This window comes from Silvimonas sp. (genome assembly GCF_031291215.1).
GTDB lineage: Bacteria > Pseudomonadota > Gammaproteobacteria > Burkholderiales > Chitinibacteraceae > Silvimonas > Silvimonas soli.
In genome coordinates, this window is the sequence record NZ_JARLJK010000107.1 from 42,139 (window position 1) to 64,420 (window position 22,282).

Consider the following 22,282-nt stretch of genomic DNA (forward strand, 5'->3'; position numbering starts at 1 on the left):
GGCAAGCGAATCATGCAGACCGCACATTCATGACAACATCCTGAACCGTTTATCGTAGCCCGACGGCGTGCCGAATCACTCCTGCAGCCCGCCTTCTTCCTCACGATATTGCTGCAATTTATAGCGCAGCGTGCGTTCGCTCATTCCCAGCCGTTCCGCCGCCAGTTTGCGTACGCCACCAACCGCTTTCAATGCGTCCAGAATGTGTTGTTTTTCCAGCGCTTTCAAGTCGGTATGCACAACTGGTGGCGCGCTTGGCGTCACCGTTTTTTCGGCAATCGGAACCGTCCCGCCCGCCACCATCCCGGGGCGTTGCGGCAGATATAGATGGGCAAGTTCCACCACATCGCCCGGCGCCAGAATCAGCGCCCGCTGCATGACGTTGTCCAGTTCACGGATATTGCCGTCCCAACTGTGATGGGTCAGGCGAGTCACCGCGTCGGGCGTCAATGCGGGTGCGCGCCGGTTCATGCGCGCTGCGTGCCGCGATAACATGGCTCGGGCCAATGGCACTACATCATCCGGACGCTCACGCAATGCGGGCAACTCCAGCGGGAACACATTCAGACGGTAGTAGAGATCCTCGCGAAAATGTCCATTGGCCACTGCCTCGGGCAAATCACGGTTAGAGGTTGCCAGCACCCGTAGATCAACCTTGAGCGGCTTGCTGCCACCTACCCGCTCCACCTCGCGCTCCTGCAGCACCCGCAGCAGCTTGGCTTGCAGTGACAGCGGCATTTCGGTGATTTCATCCAGCAGCAAGGTGCCGCCATCGGCTTGTTCAAATTTGCCAATGTGCTGCAAAGCTGCCCCGGTAAATGCACCGCGCTCGTGACCGAACAACGTGGATTCAAGTAACTGCTCGGGAATCGCCGCGCAGTTGATTGCCACAAACGGCTTGGCGGCGCGTGGGCTGGAACGATGAATGAACCGGGCTAGCACTTCTTTACCCGTCCCCGATTCACCGGTAATCAATACCGAAGCGTCGGATTGCGCAACCCGTCGCGCCACATCCAGCAAGGCGCGCATGGCCGGGTCTTCGGCGATTACATGCTCGTCACTGCCGTCGGGCAACAAATAGCGGGCCACTTCCTGTAACAAGGCATCGGGTTCAAATGGTTTGGGCAGATAGTGCGCCGCACCCGCATGCAAGGCAGCGACCGCTTTTTCGACCACACCATAGGCGGTCATCAGGATGACCGGTACCCAGGCATAACGGCGCTTGATCTCCAGCAACAGCGTCTCGCCATCCATGGGCTGCATCTGCACGTCAGACAACACCAGCCCAACACGATGCCGTTCCAGCAGACTCAATGCCTCCTGGCCATCCGCCGCCGTAATGACGGCGTGCCCGCCCAGCGCCAGCGTATCCACCAGCGCTTCTCGCAACGCGTCGTCATCTTCGACGATCAAAACCGGCAATGCCATTGTTTCCCCAAAACGCTGCCTGGCTGTTGCGGGCCAGGCGCTGCTTCAATTCATTAATTACGCACTGGCATGCGGCTCAGGGCCAGCATCCGCGCGGCAATATCCTTGAGCGGCAAAACTTCTTGCACGCCACCCGCCATGATGGCTTCTTTGGGCATGCCAAAGACCACACAACTGGCTTCATCCTGCGCCAAGGTGCTGGCGCCGGCATCCCGCATTTCTTTCATCCCCAACGCTCCATCACGCCCCATGCCGGTGAGGATCACCCCGACTATATTGGCCCCACCCAGATTGGCCGCAGACCGAAACAACACATCCACCGAAGGACGGTGCCGGTTTACCGGTGGCGCTTGCGACAAGGTACAAGTCCAGGCCGGGCCACTGGCAGACAACAATAAGTGCGAATGTCCTGGCGCGATATAAGCATGGCCCATTTGCAGGCGCTCACCATCTTCGGCCTGCTTGACATGGATGCGGCAGATCGAGTCCAGCCGTTGCGAGAACGACTGGGTAAAACTTTCGGGCATATGCTGGGCAATCAATATGGGCGGCGTGTCCAGCGGCAGCCCTTCCAGTACCACCTTGAGCGCCTCAGTCCCGCCAGTGGAAGCACCGATCACAATGACTCGCGCCGAGGAAATCGGCAGACGTACCTTGCGGGGCAGCACAATGTCGGCGGAATGACTGGGGACATTGACCAAAGCTGGCTTTTCTCCCTGATCTGACCGCGGCATGCCAAGCTCCTGAAAGGTGATGGGTGATTGCGACCAAAGATGCACGGGCCGCTTTACGCGAGCCGCTTTATATCATTATCGAATTAATGAAAGAAGGGCTGGCCCTGCAATTAAATGACATCTGGCCAGAAGATGCGCGCTCCGGCGCTAGCCTGCTGTCAATCCTGGCAGGTAATGCACGATGACTTCGTTGCCGCTGCCAGTAAACTGGATAGACGCGCACATTGAGCGCACCAGCATGAGGCCGCGACCATGCAGGCGCGCCGGATCATCATTCGGCAAATTGAAGCGCGGCCAGTCAAAACCGGGGCCGGAATCCTTGATGCGGATACGCAACACATCGCGGCCGTTGATCCGCAAGCCATTCAGGTCAATCCCGATATGACCTTGCGTGAGTGCCGCCAGCCGCGATCCGCGTTCCAGCAAGTAACGATCCATCCCCTGCTCACCACGCTTGAGGCGCGAGTCCATATTGAGCAGACCGTGATCCAGCGCATTCACAAACAACTCGCTCAGAATCAAAAACACTTCGGACTGGAACTGTCGCAATGCTTTGATCTCGTTCACGAAAGACATCATGAAAGGCACCGTGTTGATGTACCGCAGTTCTTCAGCGCCGAGGGTGAGGCTGTAATGCCACATGCTCTCGCCGCTACCGACCAGCGCCATGGTGGCCTGGGTTTCAGCGGTCTGTAGCGCAGCCGGGGGCAGGTCTTCGCGCATGCGCTCGCCAAAACGCATCATCACCATGGAGATATCGTCATGATGCGGGCTGCCATTAAGGTGTGCATTCAACGCGGCTTGCAACGCCACCAGACGGTCCCCTTCCGGATGTTGCAGCAGCAATTGCAGCAAGCGCTGCTCGCTGAAGGCTTCGCCATCCGGTGCCCGCGCTTCGGTCAGGCCGTCGGAACACGCCAGTACCGTCCCCGGCGCACTGTAGAAAAAACGCGACGTGGTTGTTTCCATGTCTTGCGTCGGCACAATCCCCAACGGCAAATGCGAGGACTTCCACTGGTGCACCACCTTGCCCGCGCGGTCCAGCATATGCACCGTGGGCATGCCGCCGTTCCAGACTTCGATGCAGCCGGTCACTTCATCAATGGCGATCAGCACGGTCGCAACAAAGCGGCCCACCGGCAAAACCTGGCGCACCTTGTTGTTCATTTCAACCAGGATATCGGACAGCGAATAGCCCTTCTCGGCCATGCTGTAAAACGGCTGAGTCAGTGGCAGCACGTTGAGCGCGGCCGTCAGGCCATGACCAATGCCGTCGGCCAGCAACACATAGAGTACTTGCCCCGGTGTGCGCGCAGCGGCGATCAAATCGCCGGAAAGGCTTTCCGCCGGAGACAACCAGTAATCGAGCAAGGGGTCGTACAGGCGTTCGGCATTGACCATCTGATCCATCAGATGGCGTACAACCCGCTTTTCTTCTTCGGCGGCGTCGTAATAGCTGGCCAGACGGGCAGATTGTTCGCGAACTTTGCGATTGAGTTCCAGCGTGCGATGGAAAGCCTTGAGTTTGGCTTCCAGTACGCGGAAATTGACAGGTTTGCTGATGTAATCGTCAGCGCCGCGCTCGATGGCGTCGGCCAGCCGGTTTTCTTCACCCACCCCGGTGACAAAGACGATGGGAACCCACGATTCACCCGCCTCGGCCTTGATGGCCACGGCAGCTTCGGGGCCGGACATGACCGGCATCATCATGTCCATCAGCACCAGATCAGGTTGATGCTGGCGCCATAGTTCGAGCGCCTCTTTGCCATCCCGGGCTTGCACCACTTTGTGCCCAAGCGCTTCGATAAAACGGGAAATCAGCAAAAGAACCGCCTCGGTGTCATCGACAACGAGGATTTTCATATCAGACTGACCGCAGGCTTAGCGGATTGTGAAAATTTTGCCAAAACACGCGATCTCCAGAACCTGTTTCACGGTGTCGCGGCAATTAACCAGCGCCATTGTTTTACTGGCAGCGCCGATTTTTTCTTTCAATAACAACAACATACCCAACGCAGAGCTATCCAGATAATTCACATTCTGGAAATCCACCAGTACTTCCTTGATTTCCGTATTGGCAATCAAGGATTCACAGACCTGGCGAAATTCGCGATGGGCACTGAAATCAAACTGTCCCGAGAGGATGACTCGACCTGCATCCCCTTCGATTTGAACAGTGGGTGTCATGAGATATTCAACCTTTTGCAAGTTACACAACAGCGCGATGATATAAAAACTGTAAGCAGCTTAGGCTATTTTTTATCAAACATCGTACTTAAACATTAGTTGGGTCGCGGCGAGCTGGCAACCGCAGCGTAAACACACTTCCCTCACCGGACGCCGAGCGTACTTCCACATCGCCATGCCAGTGAGTGATCAGGTTACGCACGATAGCCAGACCCAAACCGGTACCCTCTTTGCGGGTAGTAAAGAACGGCTCGAACAATCGTGCCTGGACTTGCGCTGACATGCCACAACCAGCATCGCTAACCCGCAAGAATGCGTTGTCGCCTACGCGTTCCAGCGACAAACCAATCTCACTGTCATCAACAGATGCGAGCATTGCATTGTCGAGGAGATTGAGAATTACGCCAAGCAATTCCTTGCGATTTGCCAGAATCAGGATTTCATCCTCTGGCAGTTTTAGCGAAAGCCGCAGGTGCCGAATGTCCATCTGCGGCTGCAAGGTCTGAGCCGCTTCAGTGACGGTTGCCACCAGTCCTACCGGTTCCAGCGACATATCCTGGCCACGCACAAAACGCAGCATGTTCTGAATCAGTGTTTCAAGATGTCGTAATCGTGCCGTGGTTTTTTCACCAAATTTGATTCGATCTGCCTCGGCCAGTTCCGCCCGCGACAGATGGCCGGCATACAACAGTGCGGTGGCCAGCGGCGTGCGCAGCTGGTGAGCCAGACCCGCCGCCATTTCACCCATGGAAGCCAGCCGTTTGTGTTGTGTTAATGCCTGTTCCAGCGCCCAGCTCGCGGTCAGATCGTGCACCAGCAAAATCCGCCGGTCTTCCTCGGGCATATCACTTTCCACCATGCTCAAGCGCAATGCGCCTTGTGCCCGTGGATAAACCCAGATATCGGTCACTGGCGTGGATTGCAGCTTGTCGCTTAAAAAGCGATGCCAGTTTTCCCCCACTGTTAATGGGGCCAGCAATTCAGTTGCGGCCGGATTTAATGCAAAGATGGTGCCGTCGGCTTCCAGTTCAACCACACCGGCGGGTAGACAAGCCAAAAGATGAGCTAATCTACGAGATAACGCAGCTTTCTCTTCCAGTTCGCGTCGCAGGTTTCCGTTGGCGATTTCAAGTTGCGTTGTAAGAAACTCAACCTGCTGCTGCAAATCGGCATAAGCGTCACTCAACTGCCTTGACGCTGCAGTAAATAATGAGAAAGCCTCTTCCAGATCGCGTGGATTCATGCTGGCACTTTCATCCGGCATTGCTGCCACTCCTTGTTGAATACAGGCGTTTCCATTATAAATGCCATAAGCATTGGCTACTTTAGTTATGCGTTTTCGCAACCTAAAGGTTTTTAGTCATTTACCGATAACGGAGAACAGCTACACTCTTATTATCACAGCATGCTGCATTGATTTACACCACAATGCGACATAACTTACATTTATTGGCAGGATTGTTTTATCCTGGAGTCCACTGTGTCTGACTTATTCAAAAGCATCGACGCGCGCACCAAGCTGGCCGGGACAAACAAGCTGGAAATTCTGCTGTTTACGCTCGGCGAAGACCAGCGATCCGGTCGTCGCGAACATTTCGGCATCAACGTTTTCAAGGTCCGCGAAGTCATGCGCACGCCTGAAATCACGCATGCGCCGGAAACCCCGCCCAACGTAGAAGGCATGGTCAGCTTGCGCGGCGTATTGGTGCCGGTGATCGATCTGGCCAAGTATGCCGGCATTGTTACCGCCAATCGCCCCGAAATCATGATCGTATCCGAGTACAACGGCCATACCCAGGGTTTCCTGGTGGAAGCCGTCGATACCATCTTGCGACTGGACTGGAGCACCATGCGCGTGCCGCCAGACATGCTGACTCATCAGATGAGTGGCCTCGTCACCGCCGTAACCGAACTGGAAAGCGGCAAACTGGTCATGATGCTGGATGTGGAAAAGGTGCTGGCCGAAGCGCTGCAGACCGACCAATCCATTGATGCTGAAACCGTCATTCGCGATAACACGTTCGCACAAAAACGCGTGTTCTTTGCCGATGATTCAGCGGTGGCCCGTCGCCAGATTGAAATGACTCTGGACGCCATGGGCTTGCGGCACCAGTCGGCGCTGAATGGCCGACGCGCCTGGGAAGAACTCCAGCGCATTGCCCGTTCGGCGGAAATCCAGGGCAAACCGGTGCGCGATTATCTGCAGTTGATCCTGACCGATGTGGAAATGCCGGAAATGGATGGCTACATGCTCACCCGCATGGTCAAGACCGACGCCCGTTTTGCCGGTATTCCCGTTTTGATGCACTCGTCGTTGTCTGGCACCTCCAACCAGAAACTCGGCCAGTCGGTCGGCGTAGACGGCTACGTGTCCAAGTTTGAACCCCACAAGCTATCGCAAGCGATTGCCAACTACTTGCTTGACGCGCAAGTGGCCTGAAACCGGGTACAGGAACAACACAAGTGAACATGATCGAAGCACAGGCCAACATGCTTGATAGCGTAGATGCCCGCACTCGCCTGGCGGGCTCTAACAAGATGGAAATCCTCTTGTTCTCGCTCGGCACGCGCGAAGTTTTCGGGATCAACGTCTTCAAGGTCCGTGAAGTTTCGCAAACACCCAAGATCACCCGCACCCCGAACATGCCGCCAGGTGTTGAAGGCGTCATTTCGCTGCGCGGCAATATCATTCCGGTGATCTCGCTGTCGCGTTTTGTCGCCACCACCCAAGGCGCGGCGGATACCGCCAATGCCACGATGATTGTGACCGAGTTCTCCAAGCACACGCAGGCCTTCCTGGTGCATGAGGTCGATCGCATCATTCGCGTGGATTGGGACAAAGTGCGTGCGCCTGAATCCATGCTGGCTGGCAATCAGGCCTTGATTACCGCGCTGACCGAACTACCGGACGGCAAGCTGGTGTCGATTCTGGACGTGGAACAGATTTTGTCTGGCGTGCTGGGCGAACCGGAGATTCCGGATCTGCCTACCGCTGCGGTCAGCCCTGACGCTTATACATTCTTTGCCGATGACTCCGTCGTCGCCCGCAAAGAAATCGTCGGCGTACTCGACAAGCTGGGCATCAAATATCACCAGGCCAATAACGGCAAGGAAGCGTGGGACAAACTGCAGAATCTGGCACAGCGCGCCGGGCACGATAACGAGCCGTTGCGCGTCAAGCTGAAGATGATTCTGGTCGACGCCGAAATGCCGGAAATGGATGGTTATGTACTGACCCGCCATATCAAATCGGACCGCCGCTTTGAAGGCATTCCAGTGGTCATGCATTCTTCGTTGTCTTCTCATGCCAACCGTGCCATGGGTGCAAGCGTGGGCGTAGATGCCTACGTGGCCAAGTTTGACCCGGTGGTGCTGGCGGACACGGTGCTGCCGTATATCGTCGACAAAAGCTGATCGCAATATCAGGTAACACAGCAATAATGCCGGCAAACCAGACACTTGGCTTGCCCGGACAAGAACGTTTGGTCTACCGCGAGTTTTATTGAAAAAACTGGATTGGCGCTGGAAAAAAGCGCGTCGCCAACCCCGATGGAGTAAACAGCATGCCGGATAACAATATGCGCTTTCTGGTGGTGGATGATTTTTCTACCATGCGCCGGATTGTGCGCAACCTGCTCAAAGAATTGGGTTTTTCCAATGTGGAAGAAGCCGAAGACGGGCAGATCGCCTTGCATAAACTGCAAAACTCGACTTACGACTTTGTCGTAACCGACTGGAACATGCCCAATATGACCGGGCTGGAACTGTTGCAACAAGTTCGTGCCAATGCGCAGTTGAAGCACCTGCCGGTGCTCATGGTGACTGCGGAAGCCAAGAAGGAAAACATCATTGCCGCCGCTTCGGCGGGTGCCTCCGGGTACATTGTCAAACCCTTCACGGCAGCCACACTAGACGAAAAGCTCAAGAAAATTTTCGTCACCATGCCTAACTGATCAACCCAATCCACCGGCACTTATGCACCGGAAAAAGGAGGCTCGCCGTGAGCGATCAAGCCCTCAATAGTTCAGACTCGGCCGATCTGGAAGCACTGTTCGACAGCATCGTTAATGCCAATCGTGCAGCAGAAACCGCCGCGGATGCAGATGCACCCGCCGCAGCCGTCAGCGCGCCAGCTGGCGATGTAGCCGCCAACCTGCCTTCGGATATGGCAGAACCGGCACGCACCATGTTTACCCAGATTGGCCAGTTGACTCGCCATCTGCATAACACCCTGCGTGAACTGGGCCTGGACAAGTCGCTGGAAAAAGCCGCGCATCAGATCCCGGATGCGCGTGATCGCTTGTCCTACATCGCTACCATGACCGAACAAGCCGCCGAGCGCACGCTGAACGCACTCGACGATGCCAAGCCGCTGCAGGATGAAATTTCCAACAGTGCGCGCCAGCTCAATGCCCGCTGGAACCAGCTGTTTGCCCATGAATTGTCGGTTGAAGAATTCAAGCAACTGGTTCATTCCACCCGTGCCCATCTGGGCCAGACCGGCGTGAACTCGGAAAAAATCAGCAGCCAGATGCTGGAAATCATGATGGCGCAGGACTTCCAGGATTTGACCGGTCAGGTCATCAAGAAAGTGCTGGTCATGGTCAAGGAAATGGAAAGCCAGTTGCTGGAATTCCTGGTTACCTTTTCGCCACAGCAAGGCAGCAGCGTTGCCCGCGAAGATGGCCTGCTGGCTGGTCCGGTTATTGGCGGCGAAGGTCGCACGGATGTGGTCACCAACCAGGAACAGGTTGATGATCTGCTGGAAAGTCTGGGCTTCTAACGAGCCGGATCAGTCAGTCAAACTGAAAATTGAAATGGAAAGATTGCATGATGGCACTGGTTTCGCCCAAACCGCTGGCCAACGCCCTCATGTGATCGGTAACGATGGCAAGATCGCCTGACCCAAAGCCGATACCAGGCTAAGGTAATTACGGGTGGTGCATTTTGTGTGCGGCGCAAGCCGCAATGTATTTGAACTCACCAGAAACAAATGGGGCCGAAATGAGCGAATTCTCCGGTATGGATGACCTGTTGCAGGATTTCCTCACCGAATCCACCGAGCTGTTGTCAGATGTCGACAGCAAGCTGGTCGAGCTGGAAAAGCGGCCCGATGACAAGCACTTGCTGAACGACATTTTCCGCGGCTTTCATACGATCAAGGGTGGCGCCGGGTTCTTGAATGTCGATGCGATGGTCAGTTTGTGCCACCGCACGGAAAACCTGTTCGACAAGCTGCGCAATGGCGAGATGACGCTGACGCCCGAAATCATGGACACCATCCTCTCCGCCACCGCCACCGTGCAAGACATGTTCGTGGTCATGCAGCAAGGCCGCATGCCCGTGGCTGCCAATGCGGGCCTGCTGGCATCGCTGGATGCCGTGCTGCAAGGCGAAGTGCCACCAGCACCTGTGATTGCCGCGCCAGCCCCTGTCGCAGCGGCTCCTGCCCCAGTTGCCGTCGCGCCCGCCAGTACCGCTGCTGACGCCAATGGCGAGCCGCCATGGGACGTGCTCTACAACGCCTTACTCGATATTGAAAACCCGCCGCAAGTTGCCGACGCCAACCAGGAAGTGGTCATTGACGACCTGCCTGCTGTCCCGGCTGCGGCAGTTCGTGCTGCGCCCGCCGCCGCCAAAGGCCCGGCAACCATGCAGCAACCGATGTCGCAATCTTCGCAAGAAACAACCATCCGCATCGATACAGTGCGGCTGGATCAGGTATTGAATTTGTCCGGCGAAATCGGCCTGACCAAAAACCGGCTGACCACCCTGCGCACCGACATCATGGCAGGCAAGATGGACAGCGTGACGCTCAAAGCGCTGGACGAAGCCATCAGCCAGCTCGATTTGCTGGTCGGTGACCTGCAAAACGCGGTCATGAAAACCCGCATGCAGCCAATTGGCCGCTTGTTCCAGAAATATCCGCGCCTGGCGCGTGATCTGGCCCGTCAACTGGGCAAAGAAGTAGATCTGGTACTGATCGGCGAAGAAACCGAGCTGGATAAAACCATGCTCGAAGACTTGAACGATCCGCTGGTTCACTTGGTACGCAACGCGGTCGATCATGGCTGCGAAACCATGGCCGAGCGCACCGCTTCCGGCAAGCCTGCGCAAGCCACCGTTGAATTGTCCGCAGTCCAGGTCGGCGACCATATCCAGATCGAGATCACCGATAACGGTCGCGGCATGCGCCCGGACGTGATCCGCAAGAAAGCATTGGAAAAAGGCCTGATCGATGCTGAAACGGCCAACAGCCTGGACGACAAACAGTGTCTGCAGCTGATTTTCATGCCGGGCTTCTCCACCAAGGACCAGATTTCCAGCATCTCTGGTCGCGGTGTGGGCATGGATGTGGTCAAGACCAATATCCAGAAACTCAACGGCCGTATCGACATCCAGTCGGTAGTCGGTGAAGGTTCGCGCTTTACCATCACCTTGCCGCTGACCTTGGCGATTCTGCCGGTGTTGGTGGTACGCGTCTGCGATCAGCCGTTTGCCGTTCCGCTGGCCATGGTGCGGGAAATCATCCCGATCAAGAGCGAGCAGGTACAGGAAGTCTCTGGCCGCGCCACCATTGTGGTGCGCGACGAAATCCTGCCGGTCAAATCACTGGCCAGATTGCTCGGCTGGCAAGAAACCGAAGTACCGTCCTTCGGCGTGCTGATGACTTCCGCCGAGCACTCCTTCATTCTGGCTGTCGACAGTTTTGTGGGTCGTGACGACGTGGTGATCAAGCCGCTGCAGAACATCCATCCGCACGGTGTAGCCGGTGCCACGCTGTCTGGCGATGGCTCGGTAGTGCTGGTGCTGGATATGGAAGACCTGCTGCACTCGGGCACTTCAGATAACGCAGCAGTGAGAAGCTCACAGTTCATTGAACAAATAGCTGCGTGATGCATTATATTTCGGTGCGATAGGCGCTTATGCCAAACACCTGCAAAATCAGACATTACTGATATACTTCGCTGTGCCCAATGTGCAGCCAGAGACCCTGAAATGACGCAAGATCACGCATTTATCGGCCGCCAGCCAATTTTGAATCGCCAACAGCAGATCATCGGCTATGAACTGCTGTTCCGCCTGGACAAGGACGCCCTTACGGCCGAGTTCTCCAGCGACATGCAGGCAGGCACCAACGTGCTGGTCAATACCATTTCCAATATGGGGACCGACTGGCTGGTAGGCAGCAAACTGGCGTTTATCAACGTCGCTGAATCCATGCTGGAAAGTAATTTCCTGGAGTTGCTGCAACCGCAACGCGTAGTGCTGGAAGTGCTGGAAACCACTACCGCTACGCCGGAATTGCTGGCCCGCGTTAAAGAACTGCGCGGTCAAGGCTTCGGTATTGCGATGGATGACTTCGAGTTGTCTCCGCAAACCGCGCCGTTCCTGGAGTTTGCTAACTACATCAAGCTGGATGTGCAGGCTCTCGGTATGGATCGCTTGCCTGCGATTTCCAAAGAGTTGCGCAAGTATCCGATGCTGCAGATCGCGGAAAAGGTCGAAACCAAAGAAGAATTCCGCAAGTGCATGGATATCGGCTTTGACGCGTTCCAGGGCTATTACTTTGCCCATCCGGAAACGTTGTCGGCCAAGGTGATCAATCCGAATTACGCCAACATTCTGAATCTGCTGAACATGCTGCGGAACAACGCAGAGATTCGCGATATCGAAAATGCGCTCAAGCGTGACGTGGCGTTGTCGTTCAAGCTGCTGCGCTATATCAATTCGGTTGGCTTTGGCTTGTCGTGCGAAATCCAGTCCTTCCGCCATGCCGTCACCATCCTTGGTTACCAGAAGCTGTACCGCTGGCTAACCCTGTTGCTGGTGACTGCCAGCACCGAAGCGGGCTCACCACCTGCCCTGCTGAAAACCGCAGTGACACGCGGTCGTCTGGTGGAATTGCTGGGCAGCCATTTGCTGGATGGCCAGGACCGCGACAATCTGTTTATCGTCGGCATCTTCTCGCTACTGGATGTATTGCTGGATATGCCGATGGATCGCGTGCTGGAAACGCTGATCTTGCCGGAAAGCATTGCCGATGCGCTGATGGAACGCTCCGGCATGTACGGCCCGTTCCTGGAGCTGGCTGAAGCATGTGAAGACCCGGATATGTCCGAAGTGCCACGCCTGTGCGACCAGTTGCAACTGACCCCGGACATGCTCAACCGGGCACACGGTCAATCGCTGGCGTGGGTGGAAGAACTCGGTCTGTAAGCTGCTCTTTAGCCCCGGCAACATTAGAAATAAAAAACCCGTCATGCAGACGGGTTTTTTTATTGGGCGCCAATCCCGTAACAGGATTGCTCAGCAGCAGGCCAGAATCAGTTGGCCACCGGGCTTGGCTCAAGTACGCGCCAGCCCTGACCACGGCTTTCAATCTCGACCGTGTGTTGCTCTTTGCCCTGGTTATCAACCAGCGTAGCAAACTTGGGGAACTGCTGGCGAATGCCGTCATCCTTGGCCCAATCGGCAATACCATCCAGTTTGGTGGTAAACACGATCTTGTCGCGACTGTAATTGTCTTTGGTTTCTTCAACCGTGTTGCTGACAATCTTGTCGACTTCTGGCGTGCCACTGCAAAAACCGGGTGGGGTATTGCCGTCGTAGGCATCCTTGCCCTTATCGGTCACCGCAAATTGCGTTTGCCCGGCTTCAGCCGCTTGTTCCTGAATCAGCCCGGCTTTAACCAGTGCGGCCAGTTGCGCGCCGTTGGGGTCTGTGAGCTTGGCGTAGTCCTTGGCCACAGGGGTATTAAAGGCAATCGGCATGGAAACACAATTTTGCTGATCAGCCTGGATAAAGTTGTTGAGTGTATTGATGACGTCTTTGTCATCCAGCGCAACTTTAGGGGCCTCTGAACCTTTGCCACACGCAGTCAGCGCAAATACCGCTGCCAGCGCGACGACTGACGCCACCCGGCGTTTTCCATGCACGCGTTCCATCTGATAACACTCCTGATTTATATATATGTGATGATTTTTTCTGCGGTCGAGAACGTTGAAATTGATATGCAAACCAATAAGAGAAACCACGTCCACAGAAATAGATACCGCAAAACCAGCCTCAGGACAATGTTCAGATGCTCATTTGCAGGATTTAAGCCTCAGGTGTAAAGGTCATGGACACCGAGTTGATGCAATAACGCTCGCCGGTTGGCTCTGGGCCATCGGGAAAGACATGCCCCAAGTGGGCATCACAAGCGGCGCAACGTACTTCAGTGCGGACCATCCCGTGCGAATAATCCTCGATGCGCTTGATCGCACCAGGAATGGCTTCTTCCCAGAAACTGGGCCAGCCACAACCGGCGTCAAATTTGGTGCCCGAATGAAACAACAAGGCATTGCAACAAACACAGTAATAATCGCCGTCATCATTGCGTTTGTAGAGCTCACCGCTAAAAGGCCGTTCGGTACCGGCCTGGCGCGCTACCCGATATTGTTCCGGGGTTAACTGGGCTCGCCATTCTGCATCGGTTTTAACCACTTTGTCGGTCATGCTGCTCTCCAGTTTTAATCTGTTTGTCTAAAGATATGGGTGCGGGGCAAGACCCACAACCGTCAGCTCAAAAGAAAACCACCAGCCGGCCCAGGCAAGAGATCACTCTGCGCCAGGCGCAACCGTCTGCAGCCAGTCCGCCAAGTGCTGTGCAACGCTTTCCCAACCCATGTCAGCCATCATGGCGTGCCCAAGTTGTGGCAAAAATCGGGCTTCGACGCCCCATGCCCGCGCTGTGGCGCGTACGTCTGCGGCAGGGATAACCCGGTCAGCTTCTGCCCCCAACACCAGGCAAGGCACGTGTTCGGGCATGCCCCACGCCAGCCAAGGTTGCGGCAGCATCAATTCGGCCAGCGCCAAGGCGGACTCCGGCTGCACACGGGCGGCGAACGTCGCTAACCTGTCTCGCGGCATTTGGGTGGAGAACAGCAGTTGTTTCAACACCGCCGGATCAAAATCAATCGCCCCGGTGTGCCACTGAAACTGGTTCAAGCCCATCAGCAAGTGAGGCGAACTGAACATCATGTGGCCCAGCGAGTTCACCAGCCCCATGGGCGGCACGCTGCCGAGCAACGCAAGGCCAGAGACCGCGTGCTTGCGGGCAAAGCGTTGCGCCAGATAGCCGCCCAGCGAATGTCCGATCAGGATCGGCGTAGCCGGCAATTGCCCGACCGCACGTTCAATATCTCCCAGGAAATCACCCAGACCCAAGCGGTCCAGCCGCTCACGCCCGGCGCTACCGGCGTGCCCGGACAAACTCAGTGCGTAACAGTCATAACCTCTGGCCGCAAACCATGGCAGAAAGTGATCTTGCCAGCACCAGGCACCGGCATAGGCGCCATGCACAAACAATAGCGGAGGAGCCGACAAGGGCGCGCGGGTGGGTGGGTGATGCAGGATTTCCAGCTGGCAGGGATGGCTCATACTTGCTCATGGCAATGATTGCGGGAACTGGCGATGTTTTTTCCGGTCTGCTTGCAGCCAGGACAGACCTGGATATTCCAAACATCATAAAGGTCAACGATGCATTCGCGTATCGAATCCGCGCTCGAAAAAACCATTTTCCACAGCCGCTGGCTGCTTGCCCCGTTTTATCTGGCGTTGGTGGTCGGCTTGTTCGCGTTGTTTGTAAAGATGCTCAAAGAGCTTTACGCGCTAGGCCAGATACTGCTGACCGGCGAAGGCAACATCATCATCGGCATTCTGAGCATGGTGGACGTCACGCTGATCGCCAACCTGTTATTGATTGTGATGTTCAGCGGCTATGAAAACTTCATTTCGAAAATGGAAGTGGCTCACCATTCAGAGGACAAGCCCAGCTGGATGGGCAAGGTGAGCTATTCCGATCTCAAACTCAAGCTGATCGGTTCCATTGTGGCGATCTCGGCCATCGACTTGCTCAAGGCGTTTGTAAATATAGACTCGATGGATTCGCTCAAGCTGGGCTGGCTGATTGGTATCCATCTGACCTTTGTGCTGTCGGGCGTACTGTTCGCCGTGATGGACCGCATTGCGGCTGGCGGCAAGCCGCATTAAGCCTGCCTGGACAGTGCAAGCGAGTTGCATATTTGCGGGTTCGGCGGGGATTCGTTCCCCGCTTTGCCTGATGCCGGGCGAGTTTGGTTATACTGGCTCGCCATCCGGCAAAGACCGACAAAAACAGATTTATACAGACAGAAAAATCCGTTCGTTAAGAGGAAGAGGAAACCCCAAGATGCTCGCCCGATTCTGTACGCGTGTTGCTGCCCTGGCGCTGGCCAGCATCACCTTTTTACCGCTTTCAGCGCATGCTGCCATCGCCAAAGCCGAGCCTTTTCCCCACGCTGTGCTCTGGCGTATCGACAAGGCTGGCGTACCGTCGTCCTGGCTGTTTGGCACCGCCCACGTGGCCGATCCACGTGTCACCACGCTGTCTGACCCGGTAGCGCAGGCGTTTGAGTCGTCCGACCAGGTTTATACCGAGGTCAAAACCGATTTCAGCATGATGATGGAACTGGCCAAGGCCGTCTTGCGCCCGGAAGGCGATTTATTGCCCGCCCATATCAGCGATGCGTACTACCAGAAACTGCTGCCGGAACTGGCTGCGCGTGATTATCCCGAAGTCGCTACCCGCCGCCTGAAAACCTGGGCTGCAGCCATGCTGATGATGGAACCCAAGAAACAAAGCGGCCAGATCACGCTGGATTTGCTGCTGGCCAAGATGGCGATCGAGGGTGGCAAAAACTATTCGGGGCTGGAAACCGTTCAGGAACAGTTATCACTGTTCGAGAATATCCCCGAAGACAAACAACGCACCTTGCTATATTCGTTGCTGGATCACCAGGAAGTCTTTGCCGCGCAAATCAACAAAGTCATTGATGCCTATGTTGCCCGCGACATTCCGGCTATTGAGCGGCTCAGTGAGCAAGGCGACGTACCCATGCCCGCAGCTGACGAGGCTTATTTTGACAAGTGGAACAAAAAAGATCTGCTGATTGATCGCAACTTGCGCTTTGCCCAACGTCTGCAAGAGCCGCTGGCCAAGGGTGGCAACTTTATTGCGATTGGCGCCATGCATTTACCCGGCCCGCAGGGTTTGGTCGCCTTGCTGCGCAAAGCCGGTTACACCCTGACTCCGGTATTTGACACGCCGACAGTCAGCGCCACCAAATAGTCCGGATAGTGCACACACAAAAAAGCAGCCAGATGATGGCTGCTTTTTTATTTGTCCACACCTTCGCCCAATTCGCAGGCGGCAGGTTTTACTGCCCGGACTGATCTGGTCCGCCCTTGGCCAGCAACGCTTCCAGTTGCTCTTTAGGGATAGCGCCGGAGACCATGCGGCCGTTGGCAAACACCAGTGCCGGCGTACCGGTAATGCCCAGCTTGTCACCCAGAGCCAGATTCTTCTGGATAGGCGTATCGCAATCGCCCTTGTTGTCTGGCAACTTGCCATGATCCATCCAGTCGCGCCACGCGCCGTCACGATCTGCGGCACACCACAGCAACTTGGACTTGCGCTCGGCATCCGGGTGGATATTGAGCGGGAACAAGAACGTGTAGATGGTGACGTTGGTCACGCCAGCCAGGCTATCCGATTCCAGTCGCTTGCAGAACGGGCAATCCGGATCGGAGAACACCACCAGTTTGCGACTGCCATCGCCGCGCACTTCTTTGAACGATTGATCCAGCGGCAATTTGCTGAAATCGGTGCGGCGCAATTCAGCTGCGCGCGCTTCGGTAACGCTGGTCTTGTTTTTCATGTCGATCATGTCGCCGATCAACACGTAATCACCCTTGATATCGGTGTACAGAATCTGGTGACCGGCAACGACCACTTCGTAGATTCCTTTCATGGGCGACGGGTTCACGCTGGTGATTTCGCGTCCCGGCAATTGTTGCTGCAGCTTGTCGCGCAATTGCTTGGCATTGACGGTTTCTGCTTCGGCCGAACACGCGGTCAGGGCAACCAGACCCACAACCGCCAGGCTACGCATCATTTTCGAAAACTTCATTGTTTATCCTTCAAGCGTTCATTGCATGCTGAATCAAACGGTTTTTCAGCCATACCCATTGGTCGGTCAACCCCAGCCCGGTATTACGCATCAAGCGCAAAACCGGATTGGTGTTGTTGAAAAGTTTCTGCAGGCCATGCGTAACACCCTGCATCAGTAAAACATTCTCGCGCCGGGCGCGTTCATAGCGCCGCAGCACAAGGTAATCACCACACTGCGTGGGCGCTTGGGCAGCCAGAACCTTTGCCAGTTCCATAGCATCGCCAAACCCCAGATTCACCCCCTGCCCCGCCAATGGATGCACCGCGTGGGCTGCATCGCCAATCAACGCCAGATGCGGGCGGGCCAGATCAGCCACATGCATCAAGCGCAGCGGAAAAGCCGCCGGAGGCGTACGCAATTGCAATTGCCCCAGACGCCCCTGCCCGGCCTGCGCCACTTGCTCGCACAACTCAGCGGGAGAAAGCGCCAGCAACGCTTGTTTACGCTCATCGTTGCAAGACCAGACCATGGACATCCGTTGCCCGGCCAATGGCAACCAGGCCATCACGCCGTCGGCAAAGAACCACTGACTGGCGGTACTCAGATGTGGTTTTTCGCAATCAAAATTGGCAACCACGCCCCATTGTTCATAGGACGTTGTTTTATCTTCGATGCCCATTTGCGCGCGCACCCAGGATTGCACGCCATCTGCGCCTACCACCAGACGCGCGCTCAAGCGGCGACCATCTTCCAGCGCCAGCAGCATGCCATCGCTTTCGTCGTGCAAAGCACTGGGTTTGGCTGGAGCAATCAGCGTGACATTAGGCGCGGCTTGCGCTGCCAGCCACAACGCACGCTGCAGTTCGCGCGATTCGACAATCTGTGCCAGTTCATCAGTGCCCGCATCGGTAGCATTGAAGGCCAGTTCCGAACGACCATCATCCCCGGCAATGCGCATCTGCGCGACGGATTGCAGGCGAGTGGCGTCCATGTGCTGCCAAGCGCCAATCGCAGTCAAAAACCGGCGGCTGGCCGGGCTGATGGCGTAAATGCGGCTATCCCAGGTTTGGGCATCCCAAGTCTGCGCGGGCTCGCGGCTATCAAGCAAAGTGACCTGCAGCCGGGTGTCTTTCAGTGCGCACGCCAGCGCGCAGCCCACCAGACCACCACCCACGATCAGAACATCTGCGTCGTAAAATTTCATGCGGGTGAGTTTAGCAGATGCCTGGTGTCCCTTGGGCGGCCCCAACTGCGCTTCTGACAAATTGACCACCAGCAATACCCAGTGACGGGCGCATCGCTTAATCCATCACACGCTGTCAGGCTAGCGGCCATGTTGCTGCGTTATCTGTCTGTCCTGGCCAGTTTTGTCACCGGTGTTTGTCTCTTGCAAATACAACCGGTCTTGCCAGCTTTGCTCTGGCCGCTGCTGGTGGCATTGGCCGCCCCCACGTTGGTTTGGCAGGCACAACGCTGGCGCTTGGCAGGTTTGATCATCCTTGCGGCGACCTTGGGTTTTGGCTACGCCGATCTTCGCGCAAATTGGCGGCTGGCCGACCGGCTACCGCAAAACATGGAGCGCCAAGTGATCACAGCGCGCGGTTATGTCGCTGGCTTGCCGCAAACCGGGCAATTTGGTCCGCGCTTTGTGTTCGTCACGCAGGATGTACTGACCGCCGGCGCAACACTGCCGCGCCGACTCTCTGTTCAGTGGTACGGCGATCATCCGGAACTGCGCAGCGGTACGCGCTGGGAGTTCGATCTCTCCGCCAAACGCCCGCACGGCCAGCAAAATCCCGGTGGCTTTGATGTGGAAGGCTGGATGCTACAACAGAACCTCGGCGGCAGTGCCAGCGTGAAAGGCGCCAGACCGTTGCCGGGTTATGCCTGGCAGGCCGCTATTGACCGGGTACGTGAAGGCATCGTCGATCATATCAACGCCGTGCTGGGCGACGCCCCCTACGCCGGTGTCATCGCCGCCATCGCGGCTGGAGATCGCCGTGGAATCTCACCTGAACAGTGGCAAAGCTTTGCCCGGGCCGGGATCAATCATTTAATCGTCATATCAGGGGCATGAATACATTAATCGTATGTATACTGCCTCAAATAACATCAGTGACGCTTAATCTTGCCAACCGCTTATTCTTACATCCGGTTTTCCACTGCTGAACAACTTAAGGGCGACTCGTTGCGCCGCCAAGCTGAGCTGTCACAACAGTATGCGGATGAGCATGGCCTGACACTTGACGTTGCACTTCATCTTCGTGACCTCGGTCTCTCTGCTTTCGATCGATCCAATCTTGAGCGCGGGGCACTTGGCGCATTTGTCGAAGCAATCACGCGGGGTCATATTGCGCCTGGATCGTTTCTGCTGATTGAATCCCTGGACCGGCTATCTCGGGCCCAAGTGCTCGACGCTTTTGAGTTGTTCACCGCCATCATCAAGCGCGGGATTACCATAGTCACGCTAACCGACAATATGGTTTACAGCCAGGAGTCCCTGAGCGCAAACGTGGGCAACTTGATTGTCTCAATTACAATCATGGCGCGTGCCCACGAAGAATCAGCCCTGAAGAGCCGCCGGCTTAAAGCAGCATGGGAAAACAAACGCGCAAACATTGGCGAAAAGAAGTTGACCGCACGCTGTCCGTACTGGATGCGGCTACGTGATGACAAGAAGGAATTTGAATTCATACCCGAACGTGTAGAAATCGTGCGTAGCATTCTTCACGCCAGCAGATCCGGCATGGGAACAGGCGTAATCGCCAAGCGGTTAAATGAGCAAGGGACTCCAACATTTTCAAAAAAAGACAATGGTTGGCATAGCTCGTATATCGAGAAAATTACGACGAGTCCCGCGTTGTACGGTAGTTTACAACTTCATCTGTGGCAAAACGGCAAGATCGTGCCTCACGGAGAGCCACTCGCAAATTACTATCCAGCACTGATCAGCCGTGATGAATTTTTGCTACTGCAAGAAGCGAGAAAGGGACGTCGGTTGGGAAGCGGCAGTCGTGCACGGAAGGGGACTAATGTCCCAAATCTGCTGTCCGGCATCGTAAAGTGTGGTTATTGTGGCAGTACGATGATCTTGCTTGGCCGCAGTCCGCGCAAGCTTGCCAGCGGCATCGTCCGCGTCGAAAAGCATCTGGTATGTGATGGCGCTCGCCGAGGTCGAGGTTGCTATGCGGTGCAGTGGGAATATAAAGCGTTTGAACACAGTTTCCTGATGTTCTGCCGTGGACTTGAGCTTGAACGACTGGTTCGCGAGGCGGAACCGACGCACGTCGGCCAACAAGAGCAATTTTCTATCACCGAACAGCTCGAAATCACCCAAACCTTAATAATCGAAACTCAACGTCGTCTGGAGCGCCTGGCTGATGCCCTTTCCGATGAAGAGGACCAATCGGCAACTCCTTCACGTACTGTAATGCACCTAATTCGAAATCTTGAACATAAATTGGATGAGTTGGAAGAGCAAAAGGAAGTCCTAGAGCAAAGTTTGGCAGTGGCGCAAGCAAGCGCACAACTCCGGTCAACCCAGTTGGACTCGATCCGAGAAATGATTGATCGTCTTGAGCAACTGGAAGGTGACGAGCGTTTCGTGGCACGGTCAGCACTTGCGTCCCATATCCACGCGTTGATTGCGCAAATTAATGTCTACCCAGCGGGACGCATTTTCTCTCCTGCCGAAGTCGCCAATGTACGTTCGGGCTTGCTGGCTGAGAACTTCGATCCAGCTCGAATAGAATCGTATATACAGGAACACTGCCCTACCGAACCCAAGCGGCAGGGGCGTGGAATTCGAGGCAGGTACGGGCCGCTAGCCGAAATGGGCCGTTTCTTTGTTATCAAAGCCAAATTGGATCGCATGCGCATAGTATTTCCCGACTATGCCGACCCGACCCGCTTGATTGTTGATACCGACCACCCGTCGACCACCTCGAATCCCGGGTTAGTCTAGCGCTAATGGCGGGCTAAACCATAGGCCACTCCTACCCTGAAGCTTACTGATACAAAACAACTAGCTTCGGGGAACCAGTTCAACGGGGCCCAGGTAGTGCCGATTCACTTCATATTGGAATCGGGGCCGTTGCCTTCATGATCTGCCCATGAGACGGTCAGCAGACAGTTCAGAACACCTTCCATTCCCGTTACCCATCCGAGCAAATATCCATATCCAGAACCGGGCACAATCCGATGCCGGGCAGCTAACAGGTTTTATTTTTATATATAGAAAAATCGTCCAGCTAGCTGCGGGGCCATGGACTTGGTCGTGCTTGCCGAGCATGGCCATCTAGAACGATCACGACGTCACCCCGGTTTCAGTAGCACACAGCTTGAGAGCCCGGGGTTAATTTAGCCGACTTCGCTGCCAGTTGCCTGGCGTATGCAGATGGCGTCAGGCCACCCAGCGATTTCTTGGGTCTTTCCTCGTTGTATTCCCGCCGCCAGGCTTCAATCAGCACACGCGCATGGGCCAGACTGGTAAACCAGTGTTCATTCAGGCATTCATCCCGGAACCGCCCGTTGAACGATTCGATGTAGGCGTTCTGGTTCGGTTTGCCCGGCTGAATCTGCCGTAGTTGCACACCACGCAGATGTGACCAGGTCAGCATGGCCCGACCACAGAATTCCTTGCCGTTGTCGGTCCGGATGATGCGAGGCAATCCACGCGTTTTGCCCAAACGGTCCAGCATCCGGGTCAGCGGGTAGCCGCTGATGGTGCGTTCGGCCACGATAGCCACGGATTCATGCGTTGCGTCATCGACGATGGTCAGGCACTTGATGACCCGCCCTTCGGCGGTCCGGTCAAACACTAATGGTATGGTCCACCCCTTTATTTTTTCCTACGTTAAGGGCGTATCCGGCAACAGGAGACCACCATGATTGCAGTGACCTTGGGTATCGATCTTGGCAAGCGCTGGTTTCACGTGGTCGGTTGTGACGCAACCG

21 protein-coding genes and 1 pseudogene are annotated in these 22,282 nt (G+C 55.8%); 11 read left to right on the top strand and 11 right to left on the bottom strand.

Translation table 11 applies throughout. The features are described 5' to 3' along the window. Positions 1-75 precede the first annotated feature (75 nt). The 5 genes from P4L78_RS11145 to P4L78_RS11165 all read right to left on the bottom strand — a co-directional run bounded on the left by P4L78_RS11145 (position 76) and on the right by P4L78_RS11165 (position 5,613). Positions 76-1,428, bottom strand: a complete 1,353-nt coding sequence (locus P4L78_RS11145; protein ID WP_283150320.1) for a sigma-54 dependent transcriptional regulator — start codon at positions 1,426-1,428, stop codon at positions 76-78. Between the two features lie 53 nt (positions 1,429-1,481). After that, complete coding sequence (locus P4L78_RS11150; RefSeq protein ID WP_283150321.1) at positions 1,482-2,162, bottom strand: chemotaxis protein CheB; 681 nt, start codon at positions 2,160-2,162, stop codon at positions 1,482-1,484. A gap of 147 nt (positions 2,163-2,309) precedes the next feature. After that, entirely contained in the window at positions 2,310-4,025 is a 1,716-nt protein-coding gene (locus P4L78_RS11155) for a fused response regulator/phosphatase (RefSeq protein ID WP_309328167.1), read from the bottom strand. An 18-nt stretch (positions 4,026-4,043) separates the two neighbouring features. After that, complete coding sequence (locus tag P4L78_RS11160; protein ID WP_283150323.1) at positions 4,044-4,349, bottom strand: STAS domain-containing protein; 306 nt, start codon at positions 4,347-4,349, stop codon at positions 4,044-4,046. Between the two features lie 88 nt (positions 4,350-4,437). Beyond that, entirely contained in the window at positions 4,438-5,613 is a 1,176-nt protein-coding gene (locus P4L78_RS11165; protein ID WP_309328168.1) for an ATP-binding protein, read from the bottom strand. Between the two features lie 216 nt (positions 5,614-5,829). Here P4L78_RS11165 and P4L78_RS11170 point away from each other — a divergent pair, with 216 nt between their 5' ends. The 7 genes from P4L78_RS11170 to P4L78_RS11200 all read left to right on the top strand — a co-directional run bounded on the left by P4L78_RS11170 (position 5,830) and on the right by P4L78_RS11200 (position 12,569). Then, entirely contained in the window at positions 5,830-6,789 is a 960-nt protein-coding gene (locus P4L78_RS11170; protein WP_283150325.1) for a chemotaxis protein, read from the top strand. 29 nt (positions 6,790-6,818) lie between these two features. Beyond that, positions 6,819-7,763, top strand: a complete 945-nt coding sequence (locus P4L78_RS11175) for a chemotaxis protein (RefSeq protein ID WP_283151402.1) — start codon at positions 6,819-6,821, stop codon at positions 7,761-7,763. A 149-nt stretch (positions 7,764-7,912) separates the two neighbouring features. Next, positions 7,913-8,302 (top strand): chemotaxis response regulator CheY, encoded by a 390-nt coding sequence (gene cheY, locus P4L78_RS11180; RefSeq protein WP_283150326.1) that lies wholly within the window; start codon positions 7,913-7,915, stop codon positions 8,300-8,302. Positions 8,303-8,349: 47 nt separating this feature from the next. Beyond that, a complete protein-coding gene (gene cheZ / locus P4L78_RS11185) occupies positions 8,350-9,132 on the top strand; it encodes a protein phosphatase CheZ (RefSeq protein ID WP_309328169.1) in 783 nt (260 codons plus the stop codon). Next, positions 9,104-9,253: a hypothetical protein gene (locus P4L78_RS11190; protein WP_309328170.1), complete on the top strand. Its 150-nt coding sequence runs from the start codon at positions 9,104-9,106 to the stop codon at positions 9,251-9,253. The genes cheZ and P4L78_RS11190 overlap by 29 nt, the downstream gene beginning before the upstream one ends. A 100-nt stretch (positions 9,254-9,353) precedes the next feature. Next, entirely contained in the window at positions 9,354-11,246 is a 1,893-nt protein-coding gene (locus P4L78_RS11195; RefSeq protein ID WP_309328171.1) for a chemotaxis protein CheA, read from the top strand. Between the two features lie 102 nt (positions 11,247-11,348). Next, on the top strand, positions 11,349-12,569 hold the full coding sequence (locus P4L78_RS11200) for an EAL and HDOD domain-containing protein (protein ID WP_283150329.1): 1,221 nt from the start codon (positions 11,349-11,351) through the stop codon (positions 12,567-12,569). A 107-nt stretch (positions 12,570-12,676) separates the two neighbouring features. Here the strand turns inward: P4L78_RS11200 and P4L78_RS11205 are convergent, their stop codons facing one another. From P4L78_RS11205 to P4L78_RS11215, 3 genes are all read right to left on the bottom strand, one after another. Continuing rightward, on the bottom strand, positions 12,677-13,297 hold the full coding sequence (locus P4L78_RS11205) for a hypothetical protein (RefSeq protein ID WP_309328173.1): 621 nt from the start codon (positions 13,295-13,297) through the stop codon (positions 12,677-12,679). A 154-nt stretch (positions 13,298-13,451) separates the two neighbouring features. Further along, on the bottom strand, positions 13,452-13,850 hold the full coding sequence (gene msrB, locus P4L78_RS11210; protein ID WP_283150331.1) for a peptide-methionine (R)-S-oxide reductase MsrB: 399 nt from the start codon (positions 13,848-13,850) through the stop codon (positions 13,452-13,454). 102 nt (positions 13,851-13,952) lie between these two features. Then, positions 13,953-14,774, bottom strand: coding sequence for an alpha/beta fold hydrolase (locus P4L78_RS11215; protein ID WP_309328174.1), 822 nt, complete (start codon positions 14,772-14,774; stop codon positions 13,953-13,955). A 99-nt stretch (positions 14,775-14,873) separates the two neighbouring features. On the opposite strand from P4L78_RS11215, the gene P4L78_RS11220 reads away from it, so the two are divergent. After that, complete coding sequence (locus P4L78_RS11220; protein ID WP_283150333.1) at positions 14,874-15,386, top strand: TIGR00645 family protein; 513 nt, start codon at positions 14,874-14,876, stop codon at positions 15,384-15,386. 178 nt (positions 15,387-15,564) lie between these two features. Then, positions 15,565-16,503 (top strand): TraB/GumN family protein, encoded by a 939-nt coding sequence (locus P4L78_RS11225; protein ID WP_309328175.1) that lies wholly within the window; start codon positions 15,565-15,567, stop codon positions 16,501-16,503. Positions 16,504-16,591: 88 nt separating this feature from the next. On the opposite strand, the gene P4L78_RS11230 is transcribed toward P4L78_RS11225, so the two are convergent. Continuing rightward, positions 16,592-17,344: a DsbC family protein gene (locus tag P4L78_RS11230; protein WP_283150335.1), complete on the bottom strand. Its 753-nt coding sequence runs from the start codon at positions 17,342-17,344 to the stop codon at positions 16,592-16,594. Positions 17,345-17,354: 10 nt separating this feature from the next. Next, positions 17,355-18,530 carry a UbiH/UbiF family hydroxylase gene (locus P4L78_RS11235; protein ID WP_309328177.1) on the bottom strand — a complete coding sequence of 392 codons (1,176 nt, stop codon included), beginning with the start codon at positions 18,528-18,530 and terminating at the stop codon, positions 17,355-17,357. 129 nt (positions 18,531-18,659) lie between these two features. Between P4L78_RS11235 and P4L78_RS11240 the strand changes: the two genes are divergently transcribed. Together P4L78_RS11240 and P4L78_RS11245 are read left to right on the top strand one after the other, a co-directional pair. Then, positions 18,660-19,403: a ComEC/Rec2 family competence protein gene (locus tag P4L78_RS11240; protein ID WP_309328178.1), complete on the top strand. Its 744-nt coding sequence runs from the start codon at positions 18,660-18,662 to the stop codon at positions 19,401-19,403. Between the two features lie 51 nt (positions 19,404-19,454). Then, on the top strand, positions 19,455-21,290 hold the full coding sequence (locus P4L78_RS11245; RefSeq protein ID WP_309328180.1) for a recombinase family protein: 1,836 nt from the start codon (positions 19,455-19,457) through the stop codon (positions 21,288-21,290). 350 nt (positions 21,291-21,640) lie between these two features. Here the strand turns inward: P4L78_RS11245 and P4L78_RS11250 are convergent. Next, positions 21,641-22,161 (bottom strand): annotated as a pseudogene (locus tag P4L78_RS11250) (integrase core domain-containing protein); the annotation flags it as partial. Positions 22,162-22,282 lie beyond the last annotated feature (121 nt).

What these genes read in the sequence shown, in the direction of transcription:
- P4L78_RS11240 (WP_309328178.1), top strand. Translation starts at nt 18,660, where the DNA reads ATGTTGCTGCGTTATCTGTCTGTCCTGGCCAGTTTTGTCACCGGTGTT.
- P4L78_RS11220 (WP_283150333.1), top strand. Translation starts at nt 14,874, where the DNA reads ATGCATTCGCGTATCGAATCCGCGCTCGAAAAAACCATTTTCCACAGC.
- P4L78_RS11175 (WP_283151402.1), top strand. Translation starts at nt 6,819, where the DNA reads ATGATCGAAGCACAGGCCAACATGCTTGATAGCGTAGATGCCCGCACT.
- P4L78_RS11145 (WP_283150320.1), bottom strand. Translation starts at nt 1,428, where the DNA reads ATGGCATTGCCGGTTTTGATCGTCGAAGATGACGACGCGTTGCGAGAA.
- P4L78_RS11215 (WP_309328174.1), bottom strand. Translation starts at nt 14,774, where the DNA reads ATGAGCCATCCCTGCCAGCTGGAAATCCTGCATCACCCACCCACCCGC.
- P4L78_RS11165 (WP_309328168.1), bottom strand. Translation starts at nt 5,613, where the DNA reads ATGCCGGATGAAAGTGCCAGCATGAATCCACGCGATCTGGAAGAGGCT.
- P4L78_RS11195 (WP_309328171.1), top strand. Translation starts at nt 9,354, where the DNA reads ATGAGCGAATTCTCCGGTATGGATGACCTGTTGCAGGATTTCCTCACC.
- msrB (WP_283150331.1), bottom strand. Translation starts at nt 13,850, where the DNA reads ATGACCGACAAAGTGGTTAAAACCGATGCAGAATGGCGAGCCCAGTTA.
- P4L78_RS11225 (WP_309328175.1), top strand. Translation starts at nt 15,565, where the DNA reads ATGCTCGCCCGATTCTGTACGCGTGTTGCTGCCCTGGCGCTGGCCAGC.
- cheY (WP_283150326.1), top strand. Translation starts at nt 7,913, where the DNA reads ATGCCGGATAACAATATGCGCTTTCTGGTGGTGGATGATTTTTCTACC.
- P4L78_RS11200 (WP_283150329.1), top strand. Translation starts at nt 11,349, where the DNA reads ATGACGCAAGATCACGCATTTATCGGCCGCCAGCCAATTTTGAATCGC.
- P4L78_RS11235 (WP_309328177.1), bottom strand. Translation starts at nt 18,530, where the DNA reads ATGAAATTTTACGACGCAGATGTTCTGATCGTGGGTGGTGGTCTGGTG.
- P4L78_RS11205 (WP_309328173.1), bottom strand. Translation starts at nt 13,297, where the DNA reads ATGGAACGCGTGCATGGAAAACGCCGGGTGGCGTCAGTCGTCGCGCTG.
- P4L78_RS11190 (WP_309328170.1), top strand. Translation starts at nt 9,104, where the DNA reads ATGATCTGCTGGAAAGTCTGGGCTTCTAACGAGCCGGATCAGTCAGTC.
- P4L78_RS11150 (WP_283150321.1), bottom strand. Translation starts at nt 2,162, where the DNA reads ATGCCGCGGTCAGATCAGGGAGAAAAGCCAGCTTTGGTCAATGTCCCC.
- P4L78_RS11155 (WP_309328167.1), bottom strand. Translation starts at nt 4,025, where the DNA reads ATGAAAATCCTCGTTGTCGATGACACCGAGGCGGTTCTTTTGCTGATT.
- P4L78_RS11160 (WP_283150323.1), bottom strand. Translation starts at nt 4,349, where the DNA reads ATGACACCCACTGTTCAAATCGAAGGGGATGCAGGTCGAGTCATCCTC.
- P4L78_RS11230 (WP_283150335.1), bottom strand. Translation starts at nt 17,344, where the DNA reads ATGAAGTTTTCGAAAATGATGCGTAGCCTGGCGGTTGTGGGTCTGGTT.